Raw genomic sequence first — 15,643 nt, 5'->3', positions numbered from 1 at the left:
GCCGACGCATGAATCGACCGTGAGCCGATCCCGGCCGCGCCCTGAACGCGTCGAAAAGCACCTTGTGCATCAGGGGCTTGTGCTAGGCTTGCGGGGTTGCGTCCGCTTCAGGCGGCGCCCTTCAGGAGGATCCCGATGAACAAGCTCGCCCTTGCGTTCGTCCTGCCGTTCGTTCTCGCCGCCTGCGGCGGCGGCCAGCAGCCGCCGGCCGCGCCGGCGCAGGGCGCGGCCCCCGACCAGCCGGCGCAGCCGGTGCCGCCGAAGAGCGCCGCGCAGCTCTACGCCGAGCGCATCGACCCCATCCTCGCCGGCGCCTGGCGCTCGCCGGAGAACAAAGCGCGCGACACTTACCGCCATCCCAAGGAGACGCTGGCGTTCTTCGGCCTGAAGCCGGACATGACGGTGATCGAGATCACCCCGGGCGGCGGCTGGTATGCGGAGATCCTGGCGCCGCTGCTGAAGGACGAGGGCACTTACTACGCCGCCGTGGCCTCGCCGCTCAGCAGCGACTTCGCGAAGAAGCAGGCCGATGCGCTGCGCGCCAAGTTCGCCGCCGATCCCGCCGAGTACGGCAGGGCGCACGTGATCGAGTTCGATCCGAAGACCCCCAACCTCGGCGCGCCGAACTCCGCGGACATGGTGCTGACCTTCCGCAACGCGCACAACTGGGTCGAGGCGGGCACCGCGCCGGCGATGTTCAAGGCCTTCTTCGACGTGCTGAAGCCGGGTGGCGTGCTCGGCGTGGTCGACCACCGCGCGCCGCCGGGCAGCGACGTGGAAAAGACCAAGGACTCCGGCTACCTGCCGCAGGATTTCGTGATCAAGCTCGCCACCGACGCCGGCTTCAAGCTCGACGCGCAGAGCGAGATCAACGCCAACCCGAAGGACACCAAGGACTATCCGAAGGGCGTGTGGACGCTGCCGCCGACGCTGCAGCTCGGCGACAAGGACAAGTACCTCGCGATCGGCGAGAGCGACCGCATGACCCTGCGCTTCGTCAAGCCGGCCGAGAACGCGCCGGCGGCGCCGTAGGGCGGAATCGCCGCGCGGCGGCGCTGCCGCCGCGGGACGCAGGGGTGTCCGGCGGAAGCGGCAAAGCCGCTGCCGCCGGACCGTCTGCGCCCGACCCGACGCGCAACGGACGAAGCAGGCATCCGCATGCTGATCGCGCTGAACAAACCCTACGGCGTGCTCTGCCAGTTCACCGACCGCGAGGGGCGGTGCACGCTCGCCGAGTTCGTCGCGCAGAAGGACGTCTATCCGGCCGGCCGCCTCGACTACGACTCCGAAGGCCTGCTGCTGCTGACCGACGACGGCGCGCTGGCGCATCGCCTCACCGATCCGCGCAGGCACGCGCCGAAGACCTACGTGGTGCAGGTGGAAGGCGTGCCGAACGAGGCCGCGCTGGCGACGCTGCGCCGCGGCGTCGTGCTGAACGACGGCCCGTGCCGCCCGGCCGAGGTCGAGCTGCTGGCGAAGGCGCCCGGCTGGCTGTGGCCGCGCGATCCGCCGGTGCGCTTCCGCAAGACCGTGCCGACCGCGTGGCTGCGGATCACCATCCGCGAAGGGCGCAACCGCCAGGTGCGCCGCATGACCGCCGCCGTCGGCCTGCCGACGCTGCGCCTGATCCGCACGCGCATCGGCGACTGGGTGCTGGACGGCCTGGCGCCGGGGATGACGCGCGTGCTCGCCTGAGCCGAGCGAGAGGCTTTGGGGACGCGGATTGGCGCGGATCGACGCGGATCTCGGCCCTGCTTCATCCGCGCCCGTCCGCGCAAATGCGCGTCCGAAACATTCCGCCTTGGCCCTCCCGCCGTGGCGGCGCCGCGGTTGCGCGGCTATGCTGGAATTCCCGCCCGAGGCCCGCGCATGTCCTTCAAGGACCACTTCTCCGGCCACGCCGCGATCTATCGCGAAGCCCGCCCGCACTACCCGCCCGAGCTGTACGCCTGGCTGGCGGAACAGGCGCCCGCGCGCGCGCTCGCCTGGGACGCCGGCTGCGGCAACGGCCAGGCCAGCGTCGCGCTGGCCGCGCAATTCGCCCGCGTGGTCGGCACCGATCCCAGCGCCGCGCAGATCGCCAACGCCGAAACGCATCCGTGCGTCGAATACCGCGTCGAACCCGCCGAGCAGTCGACCCTCGCCGACGGCAGCGTCGACCTGGTCAACGTCGCGCAGGCGCTGCACTGGTTCGATCACGCGCGCTTCAACGCCGAGGCGCGGCGCGTGCTGAAGCCGGGCGGGGTGATCGCCGCCACCGCCTACGCCGACTGCAGCATCGAACCGGCCATCGACCGCATCAAGGACCGCCTGTACGTCGACCTGCTCGACGACTGCTGGCCGCCGGAGCGGCGCCTGCTGGAGCAGGGCTACCGCACGCTGCCGTTCCCGTTCGAGGAGATCGCCGCGCCCGCGTTCACCATGCGCGTCGTGTGGACGCTGCCGCAGTTCCTCGCTTATCTGCGCTCGTGGTCGGCGACGCAACGCTACCTGAAGGCGCGCGGCGAGGACCCGGTGGCGATCGTCGCGCCGGCGATGGCGGCGGCGTGGGGCGAGGCGGAAACGCCGCGCGAGGTGCGCTGGCAGTTCCACGTGCGCGTCGGCCGCACGCGCTGAGTCCGGCTCGGCGCGCGTCCACCGCGAAACGGTTGCGCCGATCCATCCTATGCCGCAGCCGCGGCGAGGCCGAAGAACGCGCGCGCGGCGGCGGTGCTGGCGGCGGCGGTCGTCGCCGCGTCCTCGCCGCGGTCGCGCGCCACCTCCGCGCAGATGTGCGCGAGGTACATCGGCTCGTTGCGGCGGTGCGCCGGCTGCGGGCGCACCGTGCGCGGCAGCAGGTAGGGCGCGTCGGTCTCCAGCATCAGCCGGTCGGCGGGGATCTCGCGCACCAATGCGCGCAGGTGCGTGCCGCGACGCTCGTCGCAGATCCAGCCGGTGATGCCGATGTGGCAGTCGAGGTCGAGGTAGTCGAACAACGCCTCGCGGCTGTCGGTGAAGCAGTGCACCACCGCGGCGGGCACCCGGTCGCGCGCCTGCCTGAGCAGGGCGAGGAAGTCGGCGTGCGCGTCGCGCTGATGCAGGAACAGCGGCTTGCCGCACTCGGCGGCGATCGCCAGCTGCCGCTCGAACACGCGCAGCTGCACTTCGCGCGGCGAGTAGTTGCGGTAGTAGTCGAGCCCGGTTTCGCCGACCGCCTTCACTTCGTCGTGCCGGACCAGCTTGCGCAGCAGCGCGTCGGTGTCGGCGTCGTAGTCGATGGCATGGTGTGGATGCACGCCGGCGGTGGCGTACAGCACGCCGGGGTGCGCGCGCGCCAGGCCGAGCGCGTGCTCGCTGCCGTCGCGGCTGGCGCCGGTCACCACCATCTGCACCACGCCGTGCGCGCGCGCGCGCTCGAGCACGGCGTCGAGGTCGTGGCGGAAGGATTCGTGGGCGAGGTTGGCGCCGATGTCGACCAGTTGCATGCCGCGCTCCGCTTCGGAGCGCGCATTATCCCGGCCGCGCCGCCGCGCGCAACGCCCGCCGTTCAGGCCGGCGCGCCGGCGCGCGCGCCGCCGCGGTACCAGCGCTCGAGCCCGTCGGCGTCGAGCGGGCGGCAGAAATGGAAGCCCTGCGCGAAGCCGCAGCCGTGCGCCTGCAGGAAGTCCCGCTGCGCGCGGGTCTCCACGCCTTCGGCGATCACGGTGATGTCGAGCTCGCGCGCCATCGCCAGGATGGAGCGCGTCAGCGCCGCGTCGTGGGTGTCGTGCGGCAGGCCGGCGACGAAGCTGCGGTCGATCTTGATCGCGTCGATGGCGAAGCGCTTGAGGTAGCCCAGCGAGGAGTAGCCGGTGCCGAAGTCGTCGATCGCCAGGCGCAGGCCGTACGCCTTCAGCGTCATCAGCTCGCTGTTGCGGTGCTCCTGCAGCAGGGCGCGCTCGACGATCTCCAGCTCCACCGCGTCCGGCGGCAATCCGTGCCGCTGCAGGGCGTCGAGCAGGGCGTGGGGAAAGTGGCTGTCGGCGAGCTGCTCCGGCGCGATGTTCACCGCCAGGCGCAGCCCGGGCGCGAGCGCGGCGCGCCACTGCGCCAGTTGCGCCAGCGCGGTGCGCAGCACCCAGACGCCGATCGGCAGGATCATGCCGTTGCGCTCGGCCAGCGGCACGAACTCGTCCGGGCCGACCCGGCCGAGCTGCGGATGCTCCCAGCGCAGCAGCGCCTCGACCGCGCTCACGCGGCCGTCCGACAGCGCGATCTGCGGCTGGTAGTGCAGATGGAACTCGCGCCGGTCCAGCGCGCGCTGCAGGTCGCGGTTCAGGATTTCGCGGCGCGTGGCGCCGGCCTGCAGCGCGTCGCTGTAGAAACAGAAGCGGTTCTTGCCCTCGGCCTTGGCGCGGCGCAGGGCCTCGTCCGCCGCCTGCATCAGGTGCGCCGGCGCGGCGCCGTCCAGCGGGTATTCGGCGATGCCGATGCTGGCGCCGATGTGGTGCTCGAACAGGCCGGACACCAGCGGCTGGCCGAGTGCGTCGATCAAGCGCCGCGCCAGCGTCGCGCTCTCGCCGGCGTTGATGGCGCTCGGGATCAGCAGCGCGAACTCGTCGCCGTCGATGCGCGCCAGCAGGTCGGATTCGCGCGCGGTGTCGGCGAAGCGCCGCGCGGCCTCGCGCAGCGCCGCATCGCCGGCGTCGGCGCCGAGGCGCGCGTTGACCTCGGCGAACCCGTCGAGATTGATGCGCAGCAGCGCGGTGCGGCCGCCCTCGCGCTGCGCCAGGGCGAGGCTGTAGCGCATCCAGTCGAGCAGCACGCTGCGGGTGTGCAATTGGGTCAGCGGATCGCGGCTGGCGATCAGTCCGAGCTGCTGGCGCAGGCGGCGTTTCTCGCGCAGCTCGCGCACCACCGCGACGTAGGTGAGGACGAAGGCCAGCAGCGCGAACGCCAGCAACGCCGTCGCGGCGATGCGCGTGGCGCGGATGTTCGCGCCCGCGCGCGCGACGGCGTCCGCCAGCAGCGTCTCGCGGTCGGCCTCGAGGCGCGCGACGTCGCCGCGGATGTCGTCCATCAGCCGCTTGCCGCGGCCGCTGCGCACTTCCTGTTGCGCCGCGGCCAGGCCGTCGCGGCGGTACAGCTCCAGGATCAGGCCGAGATGCTCGATGCGCGCGCGCGTCCGCTCCGTCAGCGCGTCGACGGATCGGGCGTCCGCCGGCGCGTCGGCGAAGGCCTGGCGCAGCGCGACGAGGCGCGCGTCGAGGTCGCGCTGCGCGTCCCGGTAGGGTTCGAGATGCGCGGCATCGCCGCTGAGCAGATAGCCGCGCACGCCGGCTTCCGCCGCTTCCGCCGATGCGCGCACGGCGTGCAGGACGGCGATCTGGTCGCGCACGTGCAGGCGCTGCGCCTCCAGTTTCAGAAAGGCGTTCGCATGGCGATAGGTGATGGCGCCGAGCGTGCCGAGTACGAGCGCCGCCACGGCAAAGGCCGCGAGCACCTTGCGCTCCACCGCGGTCTGGCCCAGCGGCATCGGCGAATCTCCCCGCATCGGCGCGGCGGACGCCCCGAGTATAGCGCCGCGCCGCGGCGGCGATCGGCTACCATCCGCGCGGCCCATGTCCGCCGTCTTCCCGATCACTCCGCTGCTGCCCGAGATCCGCGCCGCGCTCGCCGCCGGCACGCGCCTGGTGCTGGAAGCGCCGCCGGGCGCGGGCAAGACCACGCAGGTGCCGCTGGCGCTGCGCGACGAGGCTTGGTTGGTCGGGCGCCGCATCGTGATGCTGGAACCGCGCCGGCTGGCCGCGCGCGCGGCGGCGGAATTCATGGCGCAGCAGCTCGGCGAGGAAGTCGGCCGGACCGTCGGTTACCGCATCCGCTTCGAAGCGAAGGTGAGCGCGGCGACGCGCATCGAGGTGGTCACCGAGGGCATCCTGACGCGCATGCTGCAGGACGACCCGGAACTGGCCGGCGTCGGCGCGCTGCTGTTCGACGAATTCCACGAACGCCATCTGCAGGGCGATCTCGGCGCCGCGCTGGCGCTGGACGTGCAGGCGACGCTGCGGCCGGACCTGCGCCTGGTCGTGATGTCGGCGACGCTGGACGGCGAGCGCGTCGCGCGCTGGCTGGACGCGCCGCGCATCGCCAGCCCCGGGCGCGGCTTCCCGGTGCGCATCGCGCATCCGCCGGCGCGCACGCAGGAGCCGTGGGAATCGCACCTGCGCCGCGCCGTCGAACTGGCGCTGGCGGAAACCGGCGGCGACGTGCTGGCGTTCCTGCCCGGCCGTCGCGAGATCGCGCGCGCGCAGGACGTGCTGGCAAACTTGGACGTTCCGGCGCTCGAGGTGCTGCCGCTGCACGGCGAGCTGTCGCTGGCCGAGCAGCGCGCCGCGCTGGCGCCGGCGGAGCCGGGCACGCGGCGCGTGATCCTCGCCACCAACGTCGCCGAGTCCAGCGTCACGCTGCCCGGCATCCGCGCCGTGGTAGATAGCGGTTTGGCGCGCGAGCCGCGCTTCGATCCCAGCTCCGGCCTGACGCGGCTGGAGACGGTGACCATCTCGCAGGCTTCCGCCGACCAGCGCGCCGGCCGCGCCGGCCGCGTCGCGCCGGGCGTGGCCTATCGGCTGTGGCCGGAAAGCCGGCGCCTGGAAGCCGCGCGCACGCCGGAGATCGCGCAGGTGGAGCTGTCCGGCCTGGCGCTGGAGCTGGCGGCCTGGGGCAGCGACGCGCTGCCGTGGCTGGACGCGCCGCCCGCCGGCGCGCTGGCGCAGGCGCGCGAACTGCTGCAGCGGCTCGGCGCGCTGGACGAGGCGCAGCGCATCACCGCGCTCGGCCGCGCCATGTTGAAACTGGGTGCGGCGCCGCGCCTCGCCGCCGCGGCGTTGCGCGCGCCGGAAACCTTGCGGCCGCTGGTCGCCGACCTGCTGGCGCTGATGGAAGCGCGCTCGCCGCTGCGCGGCGAAGGCGCGCGCAGCGACGACTTCCGCGCGCGCGTCGCCGCGCTGCACGCCTGGCGCGACGGCGGCGCGCGCGCCGCGCGCAGCCACGGCGGCGATCCCGGCGCGCTCGCCGCGATCGAGCAGACCAGCGCCGGCTGGCGGCGCCGCCTCGGCGTGCGCAGCGCCGCCAGCGGCGTGCCCGACAGCCACGCGGTCGGCGACCTGCTGCTGCACGCCTTTCCCGACCGCGTCGCAAAACGCGATGCCAACAACCCGCTGCGCTACCAGCTCGCCAACGGCCGCGGCGCGCGCCTGCACGAGGCCACCGCGCTGCACGGCGAGCCGTGGCTGCTGGCGCTGGACCTGCGCTTCGAGGCGCGCGACAGCCTGATCCTCGCCGCCGCGCCGTTCGATGCGTCGCTGCTCGAGCGCGACTATCCCGAGCGCTTCGCGCGCGTGCGCGCGGTGCGCTGGAACGAGGCCAGCGCGGCGGTCGAGGCGTTCGAGGAGCAGCGCTTCGACGCGCTGGTGCTGGAGCGGCGCGGCGTGCCGGTCAAACCGGAGGACGCCGTGCCGGCGCTGCTGGCCGCGGTGCGCGCCAAAGGCCTGGACGCATTGCCGTGGAGCGACGCGGCGCGGCGTCTGCGCCTGCGCATCCAGGCCTTGCGCGGCTGGATGCCGGAACTCGGCCTGCCCGATGTCTCCGACGAGGCGCTGCTGGCCGCGCTGGAAACCTGGCTGGCCCCGTACCTCGCCGGCAAGCGCAAGCTGGATGCGCTCGCGCCGGCGGAATTGTCGGAAGCGCTGGCGGCGATGCTCGACTACGCGCAGCGCCGCGCGCTCGACGAACAGGCGCCCGACGCGCTGACCGTGCCCAGCGGCATGACGCGCAAGCTGGAATACGTGCCGGAGCAGCCGCCGGTGCTGGCGGTGAAGCTGCAGGAACTGTTCGGCCTCGCCGACACGCCGCGCGTCGCGCAGGGCCGCGTGCCGGTGACGCTGCACCTCTTGTCGCCCGCCGGCCGCCCGATCCAGGTCACGCAGGACCTGCGCGGCTTCTGGGAGCGCACCTACCCGGAAGTGAAGAAGGAACTGAAGGGCCGCTACCCCAAGCACCCCTGGCCCGACGACCCCTGGAGCGCCACGCCGACGCATCGAGCCAAGCCGCGCGGCTGAGCGCACCGCGCGATCCCGGGTAGGATGGGTCGAGCGCAGCGAAACCCATCGCGACGGTGCCGTCGAGGCGCTGTGTCGCGCAACGACGGTGGGTTTCGCTGCGCTCAACCCACCCTACGCGCTTGCCGTCGAAGCGCTCGTATTCATTTTGTTGTGCAGCGCGATCGTGATGTTTCCCGCGCTTCGCACGTTCGGCGGGTGGGGCGGAATCCGCACCGCGGATTCCGCCGTGGCGACGCGCGCCGCTCAAGCCTGCTTCTTGCGCCCGAACAGCCGCGCGAGGAAGCCGCCGACGGCGATCACGCCGGCGATGATCAGCTTCTTCGCCGCGACCAGCACCACCAGCAGCTTGGCGAACAGGCCGGCCTTGGCGGCGAGGCCGCCGGCGATCAGCGCGGCGATGCCGTAGGCGGCGACCTTGTCGGTCTTGGCGTCGAAGTCGGCGTAGCGGTGGCCCTGGTCGAAGTCGATCATCGGCAGCACCTGCTGCATGCCGGCCTCGACCTTGGCGAGCTGCGGCATGGTGGCGACGGCGTTGAGGCTGAGGTAGCCGCCGCGGCCGAGCACGCGGATGTCGTAGTTGAGCGTGTGCACGTCGGTGCCCTGGAAGGCCAGCTCCTTCGCCCAGTAGAGCTTGTGGCTGGCGGCGTCGTAGTGCGGGCGCTCGGCCCAGCCGACCAGTTCGACATTCGGATAGCCCTGCTTGGCGCGTTCCGTGTTGGCGTCGCGCGTGCCTTCCTGCATATCCTTCAGCATCTGGTCGTAGTCGATCTTGGCGGCGTCCTCGTCGGACACGTAGCCGTCGTCGCTGTGGGTGATCACCACCGCGTAGTTGTTCTCGTCCAGCACCGCCATCTTGTCGGTGCCGGGCAGCAGCATGCCGAGCACGTCCGGCTGCGGCGGGTTGCCCCACAGATCGGTGAGCACGCGCTGCGCGTCCTTGGCGTCGAGATAGCTGAAGCCCTGTGCGACGTTCAGCGTCGCGTCCGCGCCCGGAATCGCGATGGCGCCGGTGCGGAACTGCAAGGAGTCGAGCAGCGCGCGCAGCTTCGCTTCCTGCTGCGTCTGGTCGGCGTCGGCGGCGAAGGCGGGCAGGACGGCAAGCAGGCACGCCAGCGCGGCGGCGATAGCGCCTCGGAACATGGTGGATTCCCCTGTCGATTGGATGGAGCGGTGCCGGATCCCCCGACCCTGGGCGCACCGTCCGCGCTGTGTAGCAGAGCGCGGGTGCGCCGCCAAGCGCGGCGCGCGCGGTCTGTGCGCGGCGCCACGTGCGGGGCCGGCGCACGCGTCGCGCCGAGGGGTCTGCCGCCCTCGGCGCTCGAGGCGAGGCGCTAGGGCGCTTCCGCCGGCACCGCGCCGACGAAGCTGCCGGCGTCGCCGGGGAACACCACCGGGCTGGCGAAGCCGTCGGCGGAGACGGCGCTGACGCCGAAGTTCCAGTCGTCGATCACGATGTCCTTCAGCACCAGCTTGTCGCTGTCGCCGGCCCAGCGGTGGTACTGCCAGCGCGGCGCGGCGGTGTCGCGCCACCACACGCGGTAGCCGGCCGCGCCGGGCACCTTCCGCCAGGTGACCGTGGTGTCCGGCGTCACCGCGCCGTCGATCGCCACGCCCTGCGGCGGCGCCGGCGCCCAGGCCAGCGACGCCATGGTGATCACATTCAGGCGCGTCACCTGCGCGAGGTAGTCGAAGTCGACGCCGTCGATCGTGTCGCCGTAGCGGATGCCGCCCTCGGTGCGCAGGTCCTGGTGCTGGCGCGTGTAGTTCTCGTGGCCTTCGGTGACGCGCACCGCCGGATAGCCGGCCTCGAGGAACGGCACCTGGTCGCCGCCGCGCGCGTAGCGGTCGGTGCGGTAGACCGTGCGCACGTGGAAGTGGGTGAGGTAGGCGTCGGCCAGTTCCGCCATGTAGCGCGCGACGTTGCGCGAGGGCGAGTCGTTCTCGCCGCCGTGGTAGCGGCGGTACGCCGCCTGTTGCGCGGTCTCCGTCGCCTTGGTGCCTTCGGAGAACACGCGCACGGTGGTGGTGTCGATCACGCCGTCCTGGCCGCGCGTGTTGCCGACGATGTCGTTGTTGAGGTCGGCCTCGACCCGCCAGCCGTGCGCCTTGGCGTAGGCGGCCAGCACCTTGCCGCCGTACAGCCCCTGTTCCTCGCCGGACAGCGCGGCGTAGACCAGCGTCGCCGGGAACTTGTACTTCGACAGCACGCGCGCCGCCTCGATCACCGCGGCGGTGCCGGAGCCGTCGTCGTTGGCGCCGGGGGCATCGCTGCGGGCGTCCATCACGTCGCTGACGCGCGAATCCAGATGCCCGCTGATCACGATCACGCGGTCGGGATCGGTGCTGCCGCGCTGGATCGCGACCACGTCCATCACCTCGGTCGGCTGCGGGATGCGCTTGCCGGTGAAGGTGTCGGACGGCGTCACCACCTCGAGGCAGCCGCCGCAGTCCCTCGACAACGCCTCGAACCGCGCCTGCACCCAGCGCCGCGCGGCGCCGATGCCGCGCCGGTTCGATGTGGTGTCCGACAGCGTGTGGCGCGTGCCGAAGCCGACCAGCTTCGCGATGGTCGCGTGCAGCGCGTCGGGGCTGACCTGACCGGCGATCTCGCGCAGCACCGGATGCTCGGTCGGCGGCGGCGCATCGGCGGCCCGCGCGGCGGGAACGGCGAGGGCGAGGCCCAGCAGCAGCGGCAGCGGACGCATGGCGGATCTCCCGAGGGTGGGGGAGCCGCCGTTCTAGCAGAGCGCCGCCGCGCGGGCCAGCGCCGGGGGTCATGCGCGGTTCGATGGCGTCGATGCGGGCGCAGCGGGTCGCTTGCGCGGCTGCTGGCCGCGGGAGCGTCGTTGCAGGCGACCGTGATGCGTTGCGGGTTGCCGCAGAACAGCGTCCGTCCCGTGGACGGCTCCCTCACCCCGCCCCTCTCCCCGTCGGGGAGAGGGCGACAAGATGCCGCGCCGCGCGCGGGCTCAGCGCATGTGAAAAAACTCGCGTCCCGTGAGTTTTTTCAGTCGTGAGCCCGGCACATGTCCGGACTCACTCCCGCGAAGCAAGCGCTGGCGCGCTCGCTTCGCGCGCGAGCCGTCCATGGCTCGCCCGAGAGGCTGTTTTTACAGCCTCTCAGCTGCGCAAGCCGATGCCGCGCTTCAGCAGCCACATGCCGAGCGCCGCCAGCGCCACGGCGAAGCCGAGCATCACCAGCATTGCCTCGGCCAGGCCGACGTCGCTGACGCCGAGCACGCCGTAGCGGAAGGCGTTGACCATGTACAGGATCGGGTTGGCGAACGACAGCGAGCGCCACGGCTGCGGCAGCAGGTCGACCGAATAGAACACGCCGCCGAGGTAGGTGAGCGGCGTCAGCACGAAGGTCGGCACGATGGCGATGTCGTCGAACTTCTTGGCGAACACCGCGTTGACGAAGCCGGCCAGCGAGAACACCGTCGCCGCCAGCAGCACGGTCGCCACGGTGACCAGCGGATGCGCGACGGTGAGATGGGTGAAGAGCAGCGAGATGCCGAGCACGATCGCGCCGACCATCAGCCCGCGCAGCACGGCGCCGCCGACGTAGCCGCTCAGGATCACCCAGCTCGGCATCGGCGAGACCAGCATCTCCTCGACGAAGCGGCCGAACTTGGAGCCGAAGAACGAGCTGGAGATGTTGCCGTAACTGTTGGTGATGATGCTCATCATCACCAGGCCGGGCACGATGTACTGCATGTAGGTGAAGCCGTGCATGGTGCCGATGCGGCCGCCGATCAGCGTGCCGAAGATGACGAAGTACAGCGTCATCGTGATCGCCGGCGGCAGCAGGGTCTGGCTCCAGATGCGCAGGATGCGCGCCACCTCGCGGCGGGTGACGGTGTACAGCGCGACCAGGTTCGCGGAGGTGCTCATGCGGCCTGCTCCCGGGCGCCGCCCTCGACCAGGCGCACGAACAGCTCCTCCAGGCGGTTGGCCTTGTTGCGCATCGAGGTGACGGTGATGCCCGCCGCCGACAGCGCGGTGAACAGCGAATTCAGATCGTGAGTGCGCGACATCTCGGCCTCGAGGGTGTGGTCGTCGACGCGGCCGAGCTTGACGCCCGCCACTTCGGGCAGCGTCGCGCCGCAGCCGTCGGCCAGGTCGAGCACGAAGGTCTCGACGTCGAGCTTGGCCAGCAGGCGCTTCATCGAGGTGTTCTCGATGATGCGGCCCTTGTCGATGATGGCGATGTTGCGGCAGAGCTGCTCGGCTTCCTCGAGGTAATGCGTGGTGAGGATCACCGTGGTGCCGGCGCGGTTGATGCCGGTGATGAACTGCCACATCGAGCGGCGGATCTCGATGTCGACGCCGGCGGTCGGTTCGTCGAGGATCAGCAGCTTCGGCTCGTTCATCATCGCCCGCGCGATCATCAGGCGGCGCTTCATGCCGCCGGAGAGCATGCGCGACGGCTGTTCGGCCTTGTCCCACAGGCGCAGCTCGTTGAGGTACTTCTCCGCGCGCTCGGCGGCGACGCGCCGCGGGATGCCGTAGAAGCCCGCCTGGTTGATGCAGATGTCCAGCGGCTTCTCGAACATGTTGAAGTTCAGTTCCTGCGGCACCAGGCCGATCAGGCGCATCGCCGCGCTACGCTGGCGCGTCACCGAGATGCCGAACACCTCGGCGTCGCCGCTGCTGGCGTTGACCAGCGAGGACAGGATGCCGATCAGCGTGGACTTGCCGGCGCCGTTCGGGCCGAGCAGGGCGAAGAAATCGCCTTGCTGCACCGTCAGCGAGACGCCTTTCAGCGCCTCGACGCCGTTCGCATAGGTCTTGCGGAGGTCGCGGACCTCCAGGGCAGGCAGGGTGCTCATGGGGTGCGGGGCAGGGGCAAGACCCTTATTATATCGGCCTTTGCGCGCCCGCCCGCGTGCGCCGGCGCGAACGCGCCGTTTCCGATCTGCCTGCCCGCCCGCCATGGCCGACCATTTCCAGCTCCGCCTCGCCTCCAGCTACATGCTCGCGCCCAGCGTGCGCCACATGGCGTTCGAGCGCGCCGACGGCCGGCCGTTCGCCTTCGTGCCGGGCCAGTTCGTGCAGATCCATTTCCATTACGACGACGGCAAGCCGACCAAGCGCAGCTACTCGGTGGGCACCGTCGGCGACGGCAGCGGGCCGGTCGAGCAGATCGAGATCGCCGTGTCCTACGTCGAGGGCGGCGCCGCCACGCGGCTGCTCGGCGGCCTGAAGGAGGGCGAGACCGTCGAGGCCAGCGGCCCCTACGGCCGCTTCTGCCTGATGGACGACGACGCCAACCGCCGCTACCTGCTGATCGCCACCGGCACCGGCGTCACGCCCTACCGGGCGATGCTGCCGAAGCTGGCGAAGCTCGCCGCCGCCGGCCGCGAGGCGGTGCTGCTGTACGGCGCGCGCAACGAGCAGGAGCTGCTGTACGGCGAGGAATTCGAGGCGTTCGCGCGCCGGCATCCGGGCTTCCGCTTCGTGCCGTGCTTCAGCCGCGGCGCGCGCCCCGATCCGCGCCCGCACGACCGTCTCGGCTACGTGCAGAACGTGCTGCCGGAGCTCGCGCCCGATCCCGCGCACGACATCGCCTATCTGTGCGGCAATCCGAACATGGTCGACCAGACCTTCGCCGTGCTGAAGGAAGCCGGCCTGCCGGTGCCGCACATCCGCCGCGAGAAGTACGTCTCCTCGCGCTGAGCGGTAAAGGTGGCCTGCGCTTCATGCGCAGCGCCGACGCACGGCAATCCTGGCGAACGGCCGCCGCCCTCGCCGCCGGAGCTCGCGCGCGAGAGGGCGGCGCGCGTGACGCCTACGGCGCCGCGGTCTTCACCGCGATCGGCGCGCCGGTCATCAGCGTCGGCGCGCCGGCTGCGTAAGCGGCCTGGTTGTAGCGGGCGACGTCGCCGGCCGGCAGCGCGTTGAAACGGTCGAGCGCCGCGGCGACCTTGCCGTCCGATGCTTGCTGCAGCGTCTGCATCGGCGTCTGCGTGCCGAACGATGCGAGCCCGCCGGCCAGCGCCGACACCGCGGCGTGCAGGTCGGTCGGCTGGTGCAGGTCGTCCTCCAGCACGTCGTGCCGCGCCGTGGGCGCGTAGACGTTGTCCTTGAGCTTGCCGAGCTCGTCGTCGAGCGCCTTGGCCTGCTTCGGCGCGGCGGCGTAGCGCGCCTTGGCCGCCGCGTCCTCGTCCCCGTCGAACGAGCGCTCGAACGTCTTCAGCGAGGGCTGCATCGCGGCGACGCGGCCGCCGGCGGCCGCGCGGCCGAGGTTGCGCGCGGCGGGGTGCGCGAACGGGGAGGTTTCCACCGCCGCGAAGGCGGACAGGGCGGGCGCGAGAACGAGCGCCAGGGCGGCGGCGAGCGGGGCGATGCGTGGTTGCACGTGCACGGATTCCTCGCCGGGTCGGATGGCGGCACGCGCGCGGGCGGTGCCGGCAGCCCGCAAGCCTGCGCTTGCGGCCGCGTGCCCCGGAAGTCACGCGCAACGCGCCGTCGTGGATACTTGTCCTGCGCGAAGGTCGGCGATGGAGGCGGGCCGGCCGCGCCCGCAAGTTTCCCGACACATTCGTTCAGCGGTACGCGATGCGATGAAGCTGCTCATCGTCGAAGACTCCGAACGCCTGCGCCGCAATCTGCGCCAAGGCCTGGCCGGCGCCGGCTTCGTCGTCGACGCCGCCGCCGACGGCGTGGCGGCGGCGGGCTTTCTCGCCGGCTTCGACTACGACCTCGTCGTGCTCGACCTGATGCTGCCGCGCCGCGACGGCTTCGAGGTGCTGCGCGCGCTGCCGCGCGACGGCCGGCGACCGCGCACGCTGGTGCTGTCGGCGCGCGACCAGGTCGGCGACCGCGTCGCCGCGCTGAACGCCGGCGCCGACGACTACCTGGTCAAGCCGTTCGCCTTCGAGGAACTGCTGGCGCGCCTGCATGCGCTGGCGCGGCGGCCGGCGCTGGCGCAGTCGCCGCTGCTCGAGCACGCCGGCGTGGCGCTCGACTCGCATGCGCGCAACGCGTGCGTGCACGGCGCGCCGCTGGCGCTGACGCCGCGCGAGTTCGCCTTGCTCGAGCTGCTGCTGCGCCACCGCGGCCGCGTGCTGGCGCGCGCCGAGATCCACGAGCGCCTGGCCGGCAGCGACAGCACCGCCTCCGACCGCGGCGTCGAGGTGCTGGTGTTCGGCCTGCGCCGCAAGCTGGCCGCCGCCGGCTGCGCGGCGCTGATCGAGAACCGCCGCGGCGCCGGCTATCTGATCCCGTGAACGCGCCGCCGCTCGCGCAACTCTCGCTGCGCGCTCGCGTCAGCGCGCTGGTCGGCCTCGCCGCCGCGCTGGTGCTGGGCGTGGCCGCGTGGGTGATCGACTGGCGCGTGGACGGCGAGATGGCGCGCCGCTTCGACGAGGCGCTGCTGACGCGCGCGCAGGCGCTGGCCGCGCTGACGCGTCTCGAACGCGCCGGCCTCGAACCGGAAGGCGATGCGCAGACGCGCGGCATGGCCGCGGCGGACGGCGGCGCGCGCACGTGGTACCGCCTGCGCTGCGACGGCCGCGACGTGGCCGGCGACGCCGCGGCGGCGAACTGGCCGGCGCCGCGCG

The 15,643-nt window shown here is 72.3% G+C and carries 14 protein-coding genes; 7 read left to right on the top strand and 7 right to left on the bottom strand.

Features of this window, described 5'->3' with window-relative positions:
• Window positions 1-135: 135 nt before the first annotated feature.
• The 3 genes from MBSD_RS06920 to MBSD_RS06910 all read left to right on the top strand — a co-directional run bounded on the left by MBSD_RS06920 (window position 136) and on the right by MBSD_RS06910 (window position 2,616).
• Window positions 136-1,032, top strand: coding sequence for a class I SAM-dependent methyltransferase (locus MBSD_RS06920; RefSeq protein ID WP_062536336.1), 897 nt, complete (start codon window positions 136-138; stop codon window positions 1,030-1,032).
• Between the two features lie 126 nt (window positions 1,033-1,158).
• The gene (locus tag MBSD_RS06915; protein WP_062536335.1) at window positions 1,159-1,695 is read left to right on the top strand and encodes a pseudouridine synthase; all 537 of its coding nucleotides are present in this window, start codon (window positions 1,159-1,161) and stop codon (window positions 1,693-1,695) included.
• A 174-nt stretch (window positions 1,696-1,869) separates the two neighbouring features.
• The gene (locus MBSD_RS06910) at window positions 1,870-2,616 is read left to right on the top strand and encodes a class I SAM-dependent methyltransferase (protein WP_062536333.1); all 747 of its coding nucleotides are present in this window, start codon (window positions 1,870-1,872) and stop codon (window positions 2,614-2,616) included.
• A gap of 47 nt (window positions 2,617-2,663) precedes the next feature.
• Here the strand turns inward: MBSD_RS06910 and MBSD_RS06905 are convergent, their stop codons facing one another.
• Complete coding sequence (locus MBSD_RS06905; RefSeq protein ID WP_062536332.1) at window positions 2,664-3,464, bottom strand: TatD family hydrolase; 801 nt, start codon at window positions 3,462-3,464, stop codon at window positions 2,664-2,666.
• A gap of 62 nt (window positions 3,465-3,526) precedes the next feature.
• Complete coding sequence (locus MBSD_RS06900) at window positions 3,527-5,494, bottom strand: putative bifunctional diguanylate cyclase/phosphodiesterase (protein ID WP_062536330.1); 1,968 nt, start codon at window positions 5,492-5,494, stop codon at window positions 3,527-3,529.
• A gap of 85 nt (window positions 5,495-5,579) precedes the next feature.
• On the opposite strand from MBSD_RS06900, the gene hrpB reads away from it, so the two are divergent.
• Complete coding sequence (hrpB, locus tag MBSD_RS06895) at window positions 5,580-8,075, top strand: ATP-dependent helicase HrpB (RefSeq protein WP_062536328.1); 2,496 nt, start codon at window positions 5,580-5,582, stop codon at window positions 8,073-8,075.
• 246 nt (window positions 8,076-8,321) lie between these two features.
• Here the strand turns inward: hrpB and MBSD_RS06890 are convergent, their stop codons facing one another.
• The 4 genes from MBSD_RS06890 to MBSD_RS06875 all read right to left on the bottom strand — a co-directional run bounded on the left by MBSD_RS06890 (window position 8,322) and on the right by MBSD_RS06875 (window position 12,910).
• Window positions 8,322-9,218, bottom strand: coding sequence for a DUF2167 domain-containing protein (locus MBSD_RS06890; RefSeq protein WP_062536326.1), 897 nt, complete (start codon window positions 9,216-9,218; stop codon window positions 8,322-8,324).
• Between the two features lie 191 nt (window positions 9,219-9,409).
• Window positions 9,410-10,783, bottom strand: coding sequence for a M20/M25/M40 family metallo-hydrolase (locus MBSD_RS06885; RefSeq protein WP_062536325.1), 1,374 nt, complete (start codon window positions 10,781-10,783; stop codon window positions 9,410-9,412).
• Window positions 10,784-11,198: 415 nt separating this feature from the next.
• Window positions 11,199-11,972, bottom strand: coding sequence for an ABC transporter permease (locus MBSD_RS06880; protein WP_062536323.1), 774 nt, complete (start codon window positions 11,970-11,972; stop codon window positions 11,199-11,201).
• A complete protein-coding gene (locus tag MBSD_RS06875) occupies window positions 11,969-12,910 on the bottom strand; it encodes an ABC transporter ATP-binding protein (protein ID WP_062536322.1) in 942 nt (313 codons plus the stop codon). Before MBSD_RS06875 ends, MBSD_RS06880 begins: the two co-directional genes overlap by 4 nt.
• 103 nt (window positions 12,911-13,013) lie before the next feature.
• Between MBSD_RS06875 and MBSD_RS06870 the strand changes: the two genes are divergently transcribed.
• Window positions 13,014-13,757: an FAD-binding oxidoreductase gene (locus MBSD_RS06870; RefSeq protein WP_062536319.1), complete on the top strand. Its 744-nt coding sequence runs from the start codon at window positions 13,014-13,016 to the stop codon at window positions 13,755-13,757.
• A gap of 112 nt (window positions 13,758-13,869) precedes the next feature.
• Here MBSD_RS06870 and MBSD_RS06865 read toward each other — a convergent pair whose 3' ends face one another.
• Complete coding sequence (locus tag MBSD_RS06865; RefSeq protein WP_148667827.1) at window positions 13,870-14,439, bottom strand: hypothetical protein; 570 nt, start codon at window positions 14,437-14,439, stop codon at window positions 13,870-13,872.
• Between the two features lie 205 nt (window positions 14,440-14,644).
• Here MBSD_RS06865 and MBSD_RS06860 point away from each other — a divergent pair, with 205 nt between their 5' ends.
• Window positions 14,645-15,310, top strand: coding sequence for a response regulator transcription factor (locus MBSD_RS06860; RefSeq protein ID WP_062536316.1), 666 nt, complete (start codon window positions 14,645-14,647; stop codon window positions 15,308-15,310).
• On the top strand, window positions 15,307-15,643 hold a 337-nt coding region (locus MBSD_RS15390), incomplete at its 3' end, for a sensor histidine kinase N-terminal domain-containing protein (RefSeq protein ID WP_187300572.1). The genes MBSD_RS06860 and MBSD_RS15390, both read left to right, overlap by 4 nt.

This window comes from Mizugakiibacter sediminis, from assembly GCF_000953855.2.
In the GTDB taxonomy this organism is placed as follows: Bacteria; Pseudomonadota; Gammaproteobacteria; order Xanthomonadales; family Rhodanobacteraceae; genus Mizugakiibacter; species Mizugakiibacter sediminis.
Note: the sequence above shows the minus strand (reverse complement) of the source record. Positions and strands in the feature narration are given on the sequence as shown.

What these genes read in the sequence shown, in the direction of transcription:
- MBSD_RS06890 (WP_062536326.1), bottom strand. Translation starts at nt 9,218, where the DNA reads ATGTTCCGAGGCGCTATCGCCGCCGCGCTGGCGTGCCTGCTTGCCGTC.
- MBSD_RS06905 (WP_062536332.1), bottom strand. Translation starts at nt 3,464, where the DNA reads ATGCAACTGGTCGACATCGGCGCCAACCTCGCCCACGAATCCTTCCGC.
- MBSD_RS06910 (WP_062536333.1), top strand. Translation starts at nt 1,870, where the DNA reads ATGTCCTTCAAGGACCACTTCTCCGGCCACGCCGCGATCTATCGCGAA.
- MBSD_RS06880 (WP_062536323.1), bottom strand. Translation starts at nt 11,972, where the DNA reads ATGAGCACCTCCGCGAACCTGGTCGCGCTGTACACCGTCACCCGCCGC.
- MBSD_RS06860 (WP_062536316.1), top strand. Translation starts at nt 14,645, where the DNA reads ATGAAGCTGCTCATCGTCGAAGACTCCGAACGCCTGCGCCGCAATCTG.
- MBSD_RS06920 (WP_062536336.1), top strand. Translation starts at nt 136, where the DNA reads ATGAACAAGCTCGCCCTTGCGTTCGTCCTGCCGTTCGTTCTCGCCGCC.
- MBSD_RS06875 (WP_062536322.1), bottom strand. Translation starts at nt 12,910, where the DNA reads ATGAGCACCCTGCCTGCCCTGGAGGTCCGCGACCTCCGCAAGACCTAT.
- MBSD_RS06900 (WP_062536330.1), bottom strand. Translation starts at nt 5,494, where the DNA reads ATGCCGCTGGGCCAGACCGCGGTGGAGCGCAAGGTGCTCGCGGCCTTT.
- hrpB (WP_062536328.1), top strand. Translation starts at nt 5,580, where the DNA reads ATGTCCGCCGTCTTCCCGATCACTCCGCTGCTGCCCGAGATCCGCGCC.
- MBSD_RS06915 (WP_062536335.1), top strand. Translation starts at nt 1,159, where the DNA reads ATGCTGATCGCGCTGAACAAACCCTACGGCGTGCTCTGCCAGTTCACC.
- MBSD_RS06870 (WP_062536319.1), top strand. Translation starts at nt 13,014, where the DNA reads ATGGCCGACCATTTCCAGCTCCGCCTCGCCTCCAGCTACATGCTCGCG.
- MBSD_RS06885 (WP_062536325.1), bottom strand. Translation starts at nt 10,783, where the DNA reads ATGCGTCCGCTGCCGCTGCTGCTGGGCCTCGCCCTCGCCGTTCCCGCC.